The organism is Corynebacterium sp. HMSC04H06, assembly GCF_001815935.1.
Classification (GTDB): Bacteria; Actinomycetota; Actinomycetes; order Mycobacteriales; family Mycobacteriaceae; genus Corynebacterium.
In genome coordinates, this window is the sequence record NZ_KV823395.1 from 17,691 (window position 1) to 31,560 (window position 13,870).

A 13,870-nucleotide genomic window follows, 5' to 3' on the forward strand; every position below is an offset into this window, starting at 1 on the left:
GTGGCTCGAGATGCTGACAACGGTAGCGTTCCGGACTTTCGAGCAACGCCGGCACCGGCCCACCAGCGCCTATGTCTGGCAGCTGCCGATAACCCGCTACCTGCAGGAGTTCGGCAAAATCGATTTTCGCAGCCCGGTGACGTTCTTCGCCGGCGAAAACGGCGCCGGCAAGTCGACCTTGCTGGAGGCTATCGCCCTGAGTGCCGGTTTCAGCGGGCGGGGCGGCCCGCTGCAGCCCGAAGAGGTGAGGGGGACCAACACGGAGTCGGAGCTGTCCCACTGGCTGACCCTGCGCTTCGACGAGACGCTCCTGCGCGGGTACTACCTGCGCAACGAGACCCACTTCGAGCTGCTGCGCGACGAGGCCACGCGGGCCGCCGGGCGCAACAACCTCGCCCGGGGCGTGGACCTGATGAAACGCTCCCACGGCGAATCCGTCTTCGACGTCCTCGGCGAATACGTCGACGGCCGCGGGCTCTACCTCATGGACGAGCCGGAGGCGGGCTTGTCGGTCATCCGCCAGATGGCGCTGCTCGCAGAAATCGACCAGGCCGTCCAGCGCGGCGCCCAGTTCCTCATCGCCACGCACTCGCCCATCCTGCTGGGCACACCCGGGGCGCAGATCCTCCAGTTCGACGACTTCGGCGTGCAGGACGTGGCCTACCGCGACACCGACGCGTACCGGGCCACCCAGGAATTCATCGAGGCCCCGGAAGCGGTCGCGGAGTTTCTGACCCGCCCGGAGCTAGACGAAGAGGACAACTGACCAGACTCGGCGCGCGGCTTAAACCGCGCGGCCTGCCGCCGGAAGCGGTTATTCCGGCAGGCGGGTGATGCGGATGCGCGGGCCGGGTTCTTCTTCGCCGCGGCGCAGCCAGCGGGTGACCAGAATGCCAATAACGCCGACTGACCACACCGCCAGGATGGCCCACGCGGCGTAGCGGAAGTCGCCCCACTCGTAGGCCGCGCCCTGGGAATGGGAATCCAGCAGGAAGGCGAAGGACTGCGCGCCCAGCATGCCGGCGATAAATCCGCCCATGTTGCCGAGGCCGGTGGCGGTGGCAACCACGTCGCGGCCCAGGTGCTCGCGGACCAGGTCGAAGCCGTAGTTCGCGGACGGGCAGCACAGGGCGATGAAGAAGGCGAAGCCTAAGGCGGCGGCCAAACCGCGCGGTTCCGAAGCGGAAAAGAACCACGCCCAGAACAGCACGTGCAGCGTGGAAAAGCCGACGGCGATCAGGTCGCGGGCATTGCCCGTGCGCGCGGAGATCTTGCCGTGCAGCGGACCGATGAGCACGAGGAAGACGGAGTTAATAGTGAGGACCAGGCCGGCGGAGGCCTCCGACAGGTCCATGCCCAGCGTCATCAGCGGCACGCCCCACATCATCACCACGACGATCTGAAAGAACATGTTGGAGTAGTGGATGAAAAACGCTTGCCAGGCCACCGGGGAGGTCACCACGGACTTCAGGCGCTGGGGGATGGACAGCGCCTGGGAGTTGGGCTTGACCTCCACTACCTGTTCCTCGTAGACGCCGGCCTTTTCCGGGGAATCGGCCACCGCGACGGCCGCGGCCAGCGCGATGATGATGCCCACCGCGCCCAGGCTGACGAACGCCGCCGTCCAGCCGGTGGCGCCCAGCAACCAGAGGAAGGGGACCGCGGAGGTGAACTGGCCCAGCTGGCCCATGGAGCCGGTGACCTGAGTGAGCATTGGCGTGCGGTGCAGCGGGAACCAGTAGGGCAGGATGCGCATGACCGATAGGAACGCGGTTGCATCCCCGCCGCCGATGAGGACGCGGGCGCCAATGGCCACCCAGTAGTTGGTGGTAAAGCCCAAAATGATTTGGCCAATACCCATGACCACCGCGCCGACGACCAGCATGTTGCGGGGTCCGAAGCGGTCGATGGCAATGCCGGTGGGGATCTGGGCCAGGGCGTAGACGCCGACCTGCACGGAGGTAAACACCGCGATCCGGGAGGCATCAACCCCGAAGCGCTCGATGGCGTCGACGCCGGCCACGCCGAAGGAGGTGCGCCCGGTAATCGCCACGATGTAGACCAGCACCGCGGCCACCCAGACATACAGCGCCTTGGTGGTGATGACTTCCCGCGGGTTGGGGCGGTGATTCTCAGGAGTCGACATGGCCGCTTAGTCTACTACCGAGTGAAATTTTGTCGACTGGGCACCGGCGCGGAAGCCGCGGCTGTGGGCGCGCTCAAAGCGGGGGATAAAAAGGGGCCCGAGCACACCGTTAACCGCTAGACTTAGCCGCGTGGATTATATTTCGACGCGTGATGTGGACCAGGTTCCGGCCAAATTTACCGACATTCTGCTAGGCGGGCTCGCCCCGGATGGCGGTTTGTACCTCCCGGAGCATTACCCGCAGCTAGATGATGAGCTGCTGAGCAGCTGGCGCGCCCTGGCCGATAAGAAAGGCTACGCCGCGGTCGCCGCCGAGGTCCTGAAGCTTTATATCGACGATATCGACCCGGCAGACCTGGAGCAGATCGCCGCGCGTGCTTATACCTACCCGAAGTTCGCTTCCGAGGAGATCGTGCCGGTCACCGAGCTGGGCGACGGTCTTTTCATCGGCCACCTGTCGGAGGGCCCGACGGCCGCGTTTAAGGACATGGCCATGCAGCTGCTCGGCGAGCTCTTCGAGTTCGAGTTGGCGCGCCGGGAAGAGACGCTGAACATCCTGGGCGCGACCTCCGGTGACACGGGATCCTCGGCGGAATACGCCATGCGCGGCCGCCCCGGCATCCGGGTCTTCATGCTGACCCCGGCCGGGCGCATGACCCCGTTCCAGCAGGCGCAGATGTTCGGGCTGGATGACCCCAATATCTTCAACATCGCGCTGGACGGCGTCTTCGACGACTGCCAGGACGTGGTCAAGGCCGTCTCCGCGGACGCGCAGTTCAAGCGCGACTACCGGATCGGTGCGGTCAACTCCATCAACTGGGCGCGGCTTCTGGCCCAGGTGGTCTATTACGTCTCCTGCTGGCTGCGGGTGACCGATAACAACCAGCAGAAGGTCTCTTTTTCCGTGCCGACGGGTAACTTCGGTGACATCTGCGCCGGCCACATCGCCCGCCAAATGGGTCTGCCCATCGACACCCTGGTGGTGGCGACCAACGAGAACGACGTGCTGGACGAGTTCTTCCGCACGGGCAACTACCGCCCGCGCCCGGCCGCCGAGACGTTCAAGACCTCCTCGCCGTCGATGGATATCTCCCGCGCTTCCAACTTCGAGCGCTTCGTCTTCGACCTGACTGGCCGTAACGCCGCCCAGGTGGCCGACTGGTTCGGCACCAAGGTCAAGGAGGGCGGGTTCTCCGTGCCCCCGGAGCTACTAGAGGACGCCCGGGACAAGTTCGGCTTTACCTCCGCCAGCTCCACGCACGCGGACCGGCTGGCCACCATCGCGGACGTGGATAAGCGCTACGGCGTGCTCATCGACCCGCACACCGCCGACGGCGTCAAGGCCGCCCGCGCGGCCCAGGCAGCCGGCGTGGAGACCCCGATCGTCTGCCTGGAGACGGCCCTGCCGGTCAAGTTCGCCGACACCATCCGGGAGGCCACCGGCCGGGAACCGGAGGTGCCGGAGCGCTTTGCCGGTATCCTAGATGCCGAATGTACCGTGGCGGACCTGCCGAACGACGCCGCCGCGGTCAAGGACTACATCACGCGCTCGATTGACACCACGGAGGTATAACCATGGCACAGGAACAGTTCGCTGGGCCCGAGTACCACACGGAATTCGATCCGGAGAAGTTCCTGCGCGACCTGCGCGCCCAGGCCGCCGAGGAAGAGGATGAGACCACCCCGGACGATGGTGCATCGCGAAGCTAGCCGCGTGGCCCTCGCGGCCGCCGCGGTCGTGGGGCTTAGCAGCGCGTGCAGTCTGCCCGCGGTAGACCCGCTGGAGGAGAGCAGCCAGCGTACCGCGCCCGCGACGGATCTGGGCGCGGCGGCGGAGCAGACGGACATCCCGCCGCGCGAGGACGAGATCCTGACCCCACAGTTCGCACCCGTGCCACCGGGCGCGGCCATCCACCTGTCCGCGCAGACGCCGCAGCCGGGGGAGTACTTCAGCTACCAGCTGTGCACCGTCGCCTACTCCTTCAGCCTGCCCGACGGCCGGAGCATTGCCGTGACGGCATCGCACTGCGGCAAGGTCGGCGACCAGGTCTGGGCGGCGGACGAGTACGGCGAGTTTTCCTACCCCGCGGAGCCGGTGGGCCAGGTGGTCTACTCGGATTTCTACGCCGCGGATACCCATCACCTGGACGTGGCGTTTATCGAGCTCAACGAGGTGGGAACCTCCGGGCAGATTCCTTTCCACAGCGCGGAGTCTTTGGAGACCAACGTCGCCACGCAGCTGGCGCAGCTTCCCGAACATGCCTGCAAGCTGGGCGGATCCACCCATAAGACCTGCGGGGAGGTCACCCACCTGCCGGAGCTGAGCAAGCTCAATGCCGACGGCGAGCAGCTCGAATCCGAATCCGCGCGGGCCCGCATGTGTGCGCGCACGGGCGATTCCGGCGGGCCCGTCTACGCCTTACGCGACGGCCGGCCCGTCATCATCGGCTTGGTCTCCGGCACCACCGAGCGCATGGATGGGGGAACGACCTGCGAGGACTACCCAGACATGGAGGTCTCCTTCACCCCGGCGGTGGAGGTCCAACGGCTGGCCGACGGCCTGTGGGGCGAGGCGGCCCGCGCCGACGCCGCTACCCCTTAAGGCCGCTGCGTGCCGTAGGCTAGGGGTATGGCAACCCCGGATTTCATTGTGTCCCTGCGTGAAAAGATCGGCCACGACCAGCTCTTCCTGCCCGCCGCGACCGCCGTCATCGTGCGCGGCGTACCGGACGGCGCCCCGCTGTGGGAGGTGCCCACGGTGTTGCTGGCCCGCCGGGCGGACAATGATAAGTGGGCCCCGGTGGCCGGCATCGCTGAGCCGGGCGAGGAAATCAGCACCACCGCCATCCGGGAGGTGGCCGAGGAAGTCGGCCTTGAGGCCCGCGTCGAGGCGCTCTTGGGGGTTGGCCAGGTCGGCCCCGTGGAGTACGGCAACGGCGACAAGTGCTTGTTCATGGACACCACCCTGCGGCTCAGCGTGGCTGACGATGCCGTCCCGCACCTCGCCGACGACGAAAACACCGAGGTCGGCTGGTTCTCCGTGGCGCAGTTGCCGCAGTCGCTCAACGCCCGCCACCGCATGGTGATTGCGGACGCCGTGGCGCAGATGAAGCACCCCGCCGGCTTCCGGCCCCGGATCGGCTACGCTAAGCGCAACTAGGCGGCCCGACTAGCCCCCGCAGCTGCTCGGGGCTGTCCGCGAAGGCGAAGCTGTCGATGCCGTCGTCGATCTCCTCGCGGCCGTGGATGCGCCCGCAGACGATGATGTCGACGGCCCCGCGCGCCGGGGCCACCAGCAGCCGGCCGCGGGCGGCCAGCGCGTAGAACAGGTCGGCATCGTCCGCGCCCCACTCCCAGGCCGTCGCGTAGACATCCCGGCGCCTCGCCCCAGCCAGGACGTCTCCAGCACCAAGCCCGGGCGGGTGAGGTAAATCCCGTCCCGCTTTAAAGAACCCAGCACCCGCCGCACCGCCGCCACGTCGGCGGTGTCCAGGGCGACGAAGGTTAGGGGGTTGAACATGGAAACGAACCTAGCACGACCGTGGAATACTAAAGTGGTGGCTTTGGCGTCAATCAGGGCCGGCCGTTGGATATACGAACTATAGGTGGTGCGAACATGGCAGTGTCTTTACCGGGATACGCGGTCGTTGACTTTGAGACAACCGGCTTCGGGGCGACCGACCGGATCATTGAAATCGGGGCCGTGCTCTTGGACCATAACTTCCGCGTCGAGGGCGCCTTCGAAACCCTCGTCCAGCCGGACCGGGACGTCCCCAATAGCTTCGTCCACCAGCTGTCCGCCTCCGATCTGGTGGCGGCGCCGCGGTTCGCGGACATCGCCGGCCGGTTCGCGGCGGCGCTGAGCGGCCGCGTGCTGGTGGCCCACAACGCGCCTTTCGAGGTTCGCTTCCTGGGCTACGAGTTCGCGCGCCTGGGGACCCCGCTGGCAATAAGTAAATCCAGCGTCGTGGACACCCAGACCCTGAGCCACCAGGCAACGGGTAAGCGCAAGCTGGCCGAGGCGCTGGACGCGGTGGGCATTTCCAACCGCCGGGCGCACTCTGCCCTAGCGGACGCGGAGGCCACCGCCGCCTTGCTGCGGTGCCTGGTCCGTGATTACGGCGTGCCCGTTCCCGCGGGCGCGGGGTTGGTCATCGCTGCACCCGGCCAGGTCGGGGCAGCGCAACCGGCGGCGTTGCTTACGCGCGACGATGCCGCGAAGGCCACCGAGGAGCCCCAGGCCTGGCTGGCGCGCCTAGCTCAGCTGCTACCGCCGGCCGGCGGCGCGGAGGAGGAGACCTACCGCGGCCACCTAGCCGCGGCACTGGCCGATAAGAAGCTGTCGGCCTCGGAGCTTAAAACCCTGGAGGCCTCCGCCCTGGAGGCGGGCCTGGGCTTGCAGGACGTGCTCGATATCCACGAGGACTTCCTGCGCCAGCTTGCCGTCGAGGCCTGGCTGGACGGCGTGGTCACGCCCGCCGAGCAACAAGTCCTCAACGAACTCGCCGCGCAGCTAGGCCTGCCGGACGAGCTCGTGGGCGAATTGCTCGCCCGCCCCGTAACCGGGGAAGCCACCGTGGGCGTCCACCTTGCCCCGGGCGACCGGGTGACCTTCACCGGCGCGCTGGATCTACCCCGCGAGACCTGGGAGTCGCGCGCCCGCGCCGCCGGCCTGGACGTCGGCGGTGTGACCAAGCGCTCGGTGCTCGTGGTCTCGGCCAACCCAGACTCGATGAGCGGCAAGGCGAAAAAGGCGCGCAGCCTGGGCGTTCCCATCGTCGACGAGAAGACCTTCGGACAGCTGCTCAAGGCCCTGGGGGCGGTCCCCGTGGCGGTTCCCGCCCCAGAGGCGGATGAGGCGGTGGCGCCGTCGGCATCACCTAGCCCAGCCGCGCCCGCCACCGAGGATCCCACGGAGCCGGCAGCAACGCCGGGCGGGGCGGCGAATGCGCTCTTTCCCTGGTTCGGGGACCAGCTGGACTACCTGGGCAGCCAGGCCGAGGCGATTACCGCCGCCATCGCCCGCGGGTGGGTGCGCTCCCATGCCAGCACCCCGCTGGTGGAGCTGTCGCCGGTACTGGCGATGAATGCCCCGCTGGAGTTCAACAACTCCTCGGTGCGCAAGGCCTCGGCGTTGTGGCAGCGCCGTTTCCCGGTCATGCTGGAGGCCACTGTGCACGACCTGGGCGATCTGCCCGGCGTCGGCAAGGTCAAGCTCCACAAGCTCGTCGAGACCGTCGTCCTCGCCGCCCTCGATACCCCGGAAGCAGCCACCGCCGCCGCGGCGGAAAGCGAGGCCACGGGCGGGGCGGAGGTAGCCCCCAGCGTCTACGCCGACGAGGACGCCGTTGCCACGAACGGCCTCGCGGAGCGCGCGTTGGCCTGGCTGGGACTTAACGGCCCGCTGGAGCTGCCCGCCGGGGTCTACCCGGACTACGATCATGCCCGCAGCCTGCAGCGTTTGTGGGACGACTGCATGGAGGACATCGCCGCCGCGTGCGGCACGGACAAGCGAAAACTGGCCATCGTGCGCGACCGCTGGGTCGGCGGGGCCACTCTCGATGAGGTGGGCCAGACCCTGGGCCTGTCCCGCGAGCGCGTGCGACAGATCGAAAAGGCGCTGCGGGAGGCCATCGACAGCGATTGCGAGCTGGCACGCGCCACCGCGCAGCGCCTGGCCGAAAACCTCGGGACAATCCGGGACGCAGCCGAACTCGACAAGCAGTGGCCGGGGTTCCGGGACGGCCACACGACACTCGGGGGCAGCCCTGAGGAGGTGCTGCGCGCCGTCTTCGGCCTGTGGGAAACGGACGGCCAGTTGCTGGCCGGGGCCGGCTGCGGGGACGAGGTGAGCGGCGAGGAGATGCTGGATGCAGACATCCAGGAATCGCGCGGGCTGGCACACTTCGACGGCGCGTGGCACCTGCTGCTGGAGGTGACCAGCGACCACCTGCGCGGCTCTGGATTCGGCGTCCCGGCCGGCATCGCCGCGGAATTCGGCGTGCCCATAGGAGGTGAGCAGCAGTGGTCTAGCCACCTGGGCGAGGTCAGCCTGCGCGTAAACCGCCTGCGGCAGGCGTCCCTGTCGGCCATCCGGCGTTTCCTCGAGGAGCTGGGCGCCGAGCCCGGGCAGCGCGTGTGGCTGCGGCTTGGCGACGGCTTCGAGGTAACCCCGGCCGAGCCGCGCCGGGCGGGGCTGGAAGGCCTTGACGAGGTGCTAAACGCGATGGGGCTGGCGCCTGTCGGCGGCGGTCATCAGGACAAGATGGCCGTCATCAACTCCGCCCTGGGGTGCCGCCCGGACGTGCCGGTGCGGCGTTCCGTGGCCATTTTCGGACACCGGTGTCAGGACGAACTGGCGGATCTCATCCGCACCAGCCGGCCCTAAACGCCCTGGGCCAGTACATCGGACTATTGGCGGACATCATGCTGTCCGCCGTGCTCGTGATGGTGCCTCTAGACTACTTCTTCCTCTTCGTTGGCTTCCGCAAGGAAGGGCCTTCGGCCGAGCCTCAAGAGCCCAAATCAGTGTCAAGGTGATGGCAGACCGGCAGCGCGTGTTGTAAAGTGGGGTAGTAACTATTTCCTACGGAAGCTATGCCAGTGAAGATTTAAGCCTTTTCCGCAATTGCTGAGGGCACAGCTTGTGTCCTCAGCTGGGCTATCGGCTTGTAGAAAGGGCATCTTCCTGTGCGATTTTCTGATTCACAATCATCAATTTCTTTTCAAGACTTGGGGTTGACTTGGTCCAACGGGACCCCTTGTTTTTCGCATGTTACGGGCCATCTTGGCCGCGGCGTGACCGGCTTAATCGGAACCAACGGATCGGGCAAAACGAGCCTCTTGCGTGTACTCAACGGTAACCTCAATGCTTCCTCGGGCAACTTTCAAGTCCCCGACTCAGTCGCGTACTTGCCGCAAAAGTTGGACATAGCTGATGCGAAAACGATCGCGGATATGTTCGGGATAAGGGACTTAATCGATGCACTGAGTGCGTTGGAATCCGGAGCTTATGATGAAGCTCTGTTCGAGCGCGTCGGGGATGATTGGGATGTGCCGGAGCAGATCCTAGCGGAGCTTTCTCGCTATGGTTTGAGTTATTTATTGGATTCGGACGACGGGGAAGGGACGTCGCCATTGGAGTTTTTTCGACGACCGGTTACTTCTTTGTCTGGGGGTGAAACAATGCAGATTGCTCTGTGCGCTGTATTGCTTGGTGGCCCCGACTATCTCTTGTTGGATGAGCCTACGAACAATTTAGACACGGGTGCACGTAAACGACTCATGGCTATGCTTCAAACCGCCAATGTTTCCGCATTGGTTGCGAGTCATGACCGGCAACTCCTCCATTCCGTCGATCGAATAGCAGAGCTTTACGACGGACAGTTGCGAGTTTTTGAGGGAAACTACGAGGCGTATCAAGAGGTTGTTCGGCAGGAGCAAGAGCATGCTGCTCACGACCTCAAGGATGCGCGTCAAGAAGAGCGGCGACAGATACGGGAGCAACAGGCTTTACAGACCCGCCTTGCACGGGACGCCCGCCGTGGCCGGCAGTTCTCGAAGAGTAAACGGAAACCTGGAATGGCGCTGGGAAATGACAAAAATCGTCACGAAAAGAAGTCTGCGAAGCGAAAAGCGGGGCAGAAGCAGGCGCTGGAACGTTCGAGGCGAAACGTGCAAAAGGCGCAGTTGCACCTGAGAGAGGAAGAAAAGGTCTATATTGACCTCGAGGATACTGTCCTAGCTTATGGGACGAAAGTATTGCAACTCAGTCTAAACGATCCAGCGTTGGCTACTGAGACCTGCCCGGCCATGGTGACGATCACGGGGCCGGAGAAGCTGCGCATCGCAGGTGCTAATGGAGCTGGTAAGACTACTCTTCTCCGGAGCATCGTAGGTCAAGAGCCGAAGCTTGCCGGACGTTATAGCGTTGATTATGTGTTGGGGGAATTTGGCTATTTGCCTCAGGCAATATCCCTCCCAGAAGACAAGACCGTTTGGGAGGTTGTCACGGAGGCCAACCGGCGAGTTGAACCGCAACGGCTGCGGAATAAATTGGCTGAGTTGTTGTTCCGCGATGACGATGTCCACGCTCACGTCAACGCATTGTCCGGAGGCGAGCGTTTTAGGGTGGCTTTTGCTTACGAGCTCTTGAGAGATCCTCCTCCAAAGCTATTGATCCTCGATGAACCGACAAACAACTTGGATATTCCGACCGTAAATTGGTTAGCTGAAGTGCTGCAGTCTTACCAAGGAGCGTTAGTTGTAGTCAGCCATGACGAAGAGTTTTGTGCCGAGATCGGATTCTCTCAAAAAATCGTACTGCCGAGGCTGTAGAGGAATGCGTGCACACACGGGAGCGCTAGTGATTAAAAGACAGAGATGAAAACCGGACAATTCATGCCCACGCCTGCGGCCCGAGTAAACACCATTGTTCATATCGTCTCGCCAGTGTTTGGGCCTGGCCCCCGGAAAGTGGACACGTCGGGGGTTAGTTATGCTGCTTTGGCCAGTGTAGCTGAAGTCTCGGCTTCAAAGACGTCAGGAGCTACAAGATTGCACCAGGAGTGCCGCCGGCGTGTGTTATAGCGCATGCACCACCGGAAGACTTCTTGGCGGCAGGAGATCGGATTGTCAAAGACTTTCCGCTCTCGCAGTACTTCCCGCTTTAAGGTGGCGTTAAATGATTCTGCTAGGGCGTTATCCGCACTCGTTCCTACCGCTCCCATGGGCTGGCGCACACCCAGCGACGAACAGTAATTTCTGAAGGCTTGTGAGGTGTACACACTGCCGTGATCGGAATGGAATATAGCCCCGTTAAGACTGCCACGCACACCATGCGCGTGGGATAGAGCATCGGTGACCAGTGAGACTCGCATGTGGTCTGCGAGTGCATAACCTGCAAGTTTGCGTGAATATGTGTCAATAACTGTGGCCAAATACATGTTTGTGCCTCCCCTACACGGCAGGTAGGTAATATCGCCGACATAGACGCGGTTCGGCTCGTTGGCTGTGAATTTGCGGCCTAGTAAATCTGGCATGACGCGGTGGCCAGGCTTACGCCTGGTAGTGATGCATCGGCGACGTGTGGTAAAACCTTTAAGTCCCATGGCTTTCATGATGCGTGCGACCTTCTTGTGATTTATCGGGCCAAAGCTCGTATCGGCTTTAAGGCTTGCAGCGATGCGCTTAGCCCCGTAAAGACCATGCTCATCATCGAAGATGGTTGTGATCCTTGCACCAATGGCGGCGTCAGAATACATCTTTAACCTGCGCTTTTCACGGGTCTGGGCCCATTTATAAAACGAGGAACGATTCAGCTTTAATACGTGGCACATCCGCTTAACCGAGTATTCGGTTCGGTGGTCATAGACAAACTGGAAGCGGATCACCAGTGAGTCTCTTTAAGCAAAATATTTGGCGGCCTTGCGCAGGATGTCGCGTTCTTCGCGCAGTTTTGCGTTTTCTTTTGTCTAGCTGGCGAATCCGTTCGGAATCATTCGCCGCTTGGGCTTTATCCTGCACGGCTTTAATGCGGGCACGTTTTCCGGTGCCGTACTTCTTGACCCAAGAATGCAGCGAGGCACGGTTGATACCGAGCTCTGCTGATGCTGAGTTCAGCGAGAGGTCCTCATTGTTTTCATAGAGAGCCACAGCATCGCGTTTGAACTGTTCGGAGTACCTGGACATGGTGGTAGATTACCTTTCTTCCAGCCCGACTGGGCTGGATATCAGGTGTCCACCAAACAGGGGTCAGGCCCCGTGGGTAGCATCGAGTTGGCCATACCGAAATTGCGACACGGCGCCTTCTTCCCCGACTGGGCGCACACGGGCCGAGCGCGCTGACGACGGTGATCGCCACCTGCTACCTCAAAGGGGGGTGTCGACGCGCAGGAGAAACGACCTGGTCGCCAGCCTGGGGATCACCAACCTGTCGAAGTTGAAGGTCCCCGAGATGGCCGAAGACCTCGACGCCATGGTCGAGGATTTCCGCGCCCGCCCCCTAGATACCGGCGCCTACCTCTATGTTTCCTGCAAGACGTTGACCATGAAGGTTCGCGAAGGAGGCCGAGTGGTCAAGACTTCTGTCCTGCTGGCCACCGGTGTCAACGCCGAAGGGTATCGGGAGTTGTTAGGCATGCAGTTCGCCACGAGCGAGTCTGTCGCGTCGTGGATGGACTTCTTCCGCGACCTCACAGCCCGCGGCCTGAATGAGGTTTACCTAGTCACCAGCGACGCCCACCTGGGCATCTAGCACGCCATCGGCGAGGTCTTGCCCCCACGCCTCCTGGCAACGCTGCCGCAGGCATTTCGCGAAGAACTTCTCCGGCCTCGTGCCGAAAACGCAGCGGCCGACGTTACCGGCGATGTTTCACACCATTTTCGGCAACCGGATGCGGCATCGGTGTAGACCCAGGCGAGGGAGGTGGGCAGCTACTGTGAACAGAAGTTCCCGCACGTCGCAGACTACCTGGAGGAATCCTCCGATGAGCTACTGGCATGTACGAACACGCCCTAGAGTGTGTGGACGAAGGTGTGGTCGAATAACCCGACCGTACGACTGAATCCTGAGATCCGCCGGCGCGCCGACGTCGTCGGGATCTTTCCGGACCGCGATGCCGTGGTACGTCTGGTCGGGGCGGCGCTCGCCGAGCAGCATGAGGACTGGCCCCAGCAGAAGCGCTCCATGTCGCTGACGAGTCTGGAGAAAACCAGGGCGATGATGAGCGCCAGTATCATCGACGCCGACGAAACGCATCAGGGGATCGCATGAGCCGGCCCCGGTGTCGGGGGCGTGCCGGCCCCTGACACCGCCACACTGCTTGCTTTATCCGAAGGGCAGATACGCCACTCACACGGATTTGACCGACTACCTTGGTGGCTGCATGTCGCTCACCTTCGGAATGACGCCGCTGGACAACAGCTCCTTGAGCTTTGGCCTAATTGCGGTTCCGAAGTTCTCTATCCCCGTCCCTTTGTAGGCGCGGTCAAACTCGTGAGCAATTTTCCGAGCTTTCGAATCACTAGTCATGTTCGACTCGGCAATGCGCTTGATGTTGCGGTTTGCTGCGTTTGCCGCGGACGTGCTGGGTCGAGCAAAGTTTTTTGGTAGCTCGAACTTGAAATTAGCCATGATTAGATTCCTTTCGTTTCACGGCCTGGATGAAAACGCTTGTAGATGTTCCCCTGTGGATCTAGCCACGGGGAGGGAAGTCGTCCTCGCCGTAGCTATCTCGGGACCGGATCTGGCCGTCGCGACCATGGATTGTGAATTCGGCCTTCTGGTTTCGAGCGATGGGGCGCCCATACTCGATTGCATCTTTTTGGGTGTCGAACTTCTTGATGGGCTTACTTGAGCCTTTACGCTGGAACTTCCACTTGTCCCCATTGGGAGAGACGTTGTAATTCTTGGCTCCCATTTGAAACCAATCCTTCCTGCACGCCTGAATTCGGCGTGCCATGTGGCGCGAGCGGAAAGGAACGCTGGTACTGTCGCACGAAGAGAGAATCGCCAAATTTTCTTCGTGTGAAGCCCCTGCGCCGCCCCTGCGGTTGCAGGGGCTTTGCTCGCTAAGAATGAACCTAGCACAGATGGTCGACATAGTTACACGGATGGGATTCCACCCCCGCCCTGTGGATAAATCTGTGAATGTACTTGTTGATAGCCTGTGGATAAAATGGTATCCACAGGGAAGGGGTGTAAAAGTAGGTCAAAATTGCGTA

General features: G+C 62.9%; 11 protein-coding genes and 2 pseudogenes. 8 read left to right on the plus strand and 5 right to left on the minus strand.

What is annotated here, in order from left to right:
- The first annotated feature begins 10 nt into the window (after positions 1 to 10).
- Entirely contained in the window at positions 11 to 766 is a 756-nt protein-coding gene (locus HMPREF3067_RS00180) for an AAA family ATPase (RefSeq protein ID WP_070767738.1), read from the plus strand.
- Between the two features lie 48 nt (positions 767 to 814).
- Here HMPREF3067_RS00180 and HMPREF3067_RS00185 read toward each other — a convergent pair whose 3' ends face one another.
- Complete coding sequence (locus tag HMPREF3067_RS00185) at positions 815 to 2,146, minus strand: MFS transporter (RefSeq protein WP_070767739.1); 1,332 nt, start codon at positions 2,144 to 2,146, stop codon at positions 815 to 817.
- A 130-nt stretch (positions 2,147 to 2,276) separates the two neighbouring features.
- Here HMPREF3067_RS00185 and thrC point away from each other — a divergent pair, with 130 nt between their 5' ends.
- Genes thrC through HMPREF3067_RS00200 form a run of 4 tightly spaced genes read left to right on the plus strand, consistent with a single transcriptional unit; the run spans position 2,277 to position 5,306 of the window.
- Positions 2,277 to 3,719, plus strand: a complete 1,443-nt coding sequence (thrC, locus tag HMPREF3067_RS00190; protein ID WP_070767740.1) for a threonine synthase — start codon at positions 2,277 to 2,279, stop codon at positions 3,717 to 3,719.
- A gap of 2 nt (positions 3,720 to 3,721) precedes the next feature.
- Entirely contained in the window at positions 3,722 to 3,856 is a 135-nt protein-coding gene (locus HMPREF3067_RS11590; RefSeq protein WP_256381260.1) for a hypothetical protein, read from the plus strand.
- The gene (locus tag HMPREF3067_RS00195) at positions 3,837 to 4,748 is read left to right on the plus strand and encodes a trypsin-like serine protease (RefSeq protein ID WP_141759288.1); all 912 of its coding nucleotides are present in this window, start codon (positions 3,837 to 3,839) and stop codon (positions 4,746 to 4,748) included. The genes HMPREF3067_RS11590 and HMPREF3067_RS00195 overlap by 20 nt, the downstream gene beginning before the upstream one ends.
- Positions 4,749 to 4,775: 27 nt before the next feature.
- Positions 4,776 to 5,306, plus strand: a complete 531-nt coding sequence (locus HMPREF3067_RS00200; RefSeq protein WP_070767741.1) for an NUDIX hydrolase — start codon at positions 4,776 to 4,778, stop codon at positions 5,304 to 5,306.
- Here HMPREF3067_RS00200 and HMPREF3067_RS11300 read toward each other — a convergent pair.
- Complete coding sequence (locus tag HMPREF3067_RS11300; RefSeq protein WP_168166930.1) at positions 5,293 to 5,439, minus strand: hypothetical protein; 147 nt, start codon at positions 5,437 to 5,439, stop codon at positions 5,293 to 5,295. The two genes, HMPREF3067_RS00200 and HMPREF3067_RS11300, sit on opposite strands and share 14 nt — an antisense overlap.
- 323 nt (positions 5,440 to 5,762) lie before the next feature.
- Here HMPREF3067_RS11300 and HMPREF3067_RS00205 point away from each other — a divergent pair, with 323 nt between their 5' ends.
- A complete protein-coding gene (locus HMPREF3067_RS00205) occupies positions 5,763 to 8,534 on the plus strand; it encodes an exonuclease domain-containing protein (RefSeq protein ID WP_070767742.1) in 2,772 nt (923 codons plus the stop codon).
- Positions 8,535 to 8,836: 302 nt separating this feature from the next.
- Complete coding sequence (locus HMPREF3067_RS00210; RefSeq protein ID WP_246819176.1) at positions 8,837 to 10,483, plus strand: ABC-F family ATP-binding cassette domain-containing protein; 1,647 nt, start codon at positions 8,837 to 8,839, stop codon at positions 10,481 to 10,483.
- 158 nt (positions 10,484 to 10,641) lie between these two features.
- On the opposite strand, the pseudogene HMPREF3067_RS10865 reads toward HMPREF3067_RS00210, so the two are convergent.
- Positions 10,642 to 11,836, minus strand: a pseudogene (locus tag HMPREF3067_RS10865) (IS3 family transposase).
- 72 nt (positions 11,837 to 11,908) lie between these two features.
- Between HMPREF3067_RS10865 and HMPREF3067_RS00215 the strand changes: the two are divergent.
- A pseudogene (locus HMPREF3067_RS00215) lies at positions 11,909 to 12,920 on the plus strand (IS256 family transposase); the annotation flags it as partial.
- Positions 12,921 to 13,016: 96 nt separating this feature from the next.
- Here HMPREF3067_RS00215 and HMPREF3067_RS00220 read toward each other — a convergent pair.
- Together HMPREF3067_RS00220 and HMPREF3067_RS00225 are read right to left on the minus strand one after the other, a co-directional pair.
- The gene (locus HMPREF3067_RS00220; protein ID WP_070767743.1) at positions 13,017 to 13,280 is read right to left on the minus strand and encodes a hypothetical protein; all 264 of its coding nucleotides are present in this window, start codon (positions 13,278 to 13,280) and stop codon (positions 13,017 to 13,019) included.
- Between the two features lie 61 nt (positions 13,281 to 13,341).
- Positions 13,342 to 13,566 carry a DUF2188 domain-containing protein gene (locus HMPREF3067_RS00225; protein ID WP_070767744.1) on the minus strand — a complete coding sequence of 75 codons (225 nt, stop codon included), beginning with the start codon at positions 13,564 to 13,566 and terminating at the stop codon, positions 13,342 to 13,344.
- Positions 13,567 to 13,870: the final 304 nt, after the last annotated feature.

Excerpts from the sequence above, each read along its gene's own strand:
- HMPREF3067_RS00180 (WP_070767738.1), top strand. The coding sequence starts at position 11 with ATGCTGACAACGGTAGCGTTCCGGACTTTCGAGCAACGCCGGCACCGG.
- HMPREF3067_RS00185 (WP_070767739.1), bottom strand. The coding sequence starts at position 2,146 with ATGTCGACTCCTGAGAATCACCGCCCCAACCCGCGGGAAGTCATCACC.
- HMPREF3067_RS11590 (WP_256381260.1), top strand. The coding sequence starts at position 3,722 with ATGGCACAGGAACAGTTCGCTGGGCCCGAGTACCACACGGAATTCGAT.
- HMPREF3067_RS00195 (WP_141759288.1), top strand. The coding sequence starts at position 3,837 with ATGGTGCATCGCGAAGCTAGCCGCGTGGCCCTCGCGGCCGCCGCGGTC.
- HMPREF3067_RS00200 (WP_070767741.1), top strand. The coding sequence starts at position 4,776 with ATGGCAACCCCGGATTTCATTGTGTCCCTGCGTGAAAAGATCGGCCAC.
- HMPREF3067_RS00205 (WP_070767742.1), top strand. The coding sequence starts at position 5,763 with ATGGCAGTGTCTTTACCGGGATACGCGGTCGTTGACTTTGAGACAACC.
- HMPREF3067_RS00220 (WP_070767743.1), bottom strand. The coding sequence starts at position 13,280 with ATGGCTAATTTCAAGTTCGAGCTACCAAAAAACTTTGCTCGACCCAGC.
- HMPREF3067_RS00225 (WP_070767744.1), bottom strand. The coding sequence starts at position 13,566 with ATGGGAGCCAAGAATTACAACGTCTCTCCCAATGGGGACAAGTGGAAG.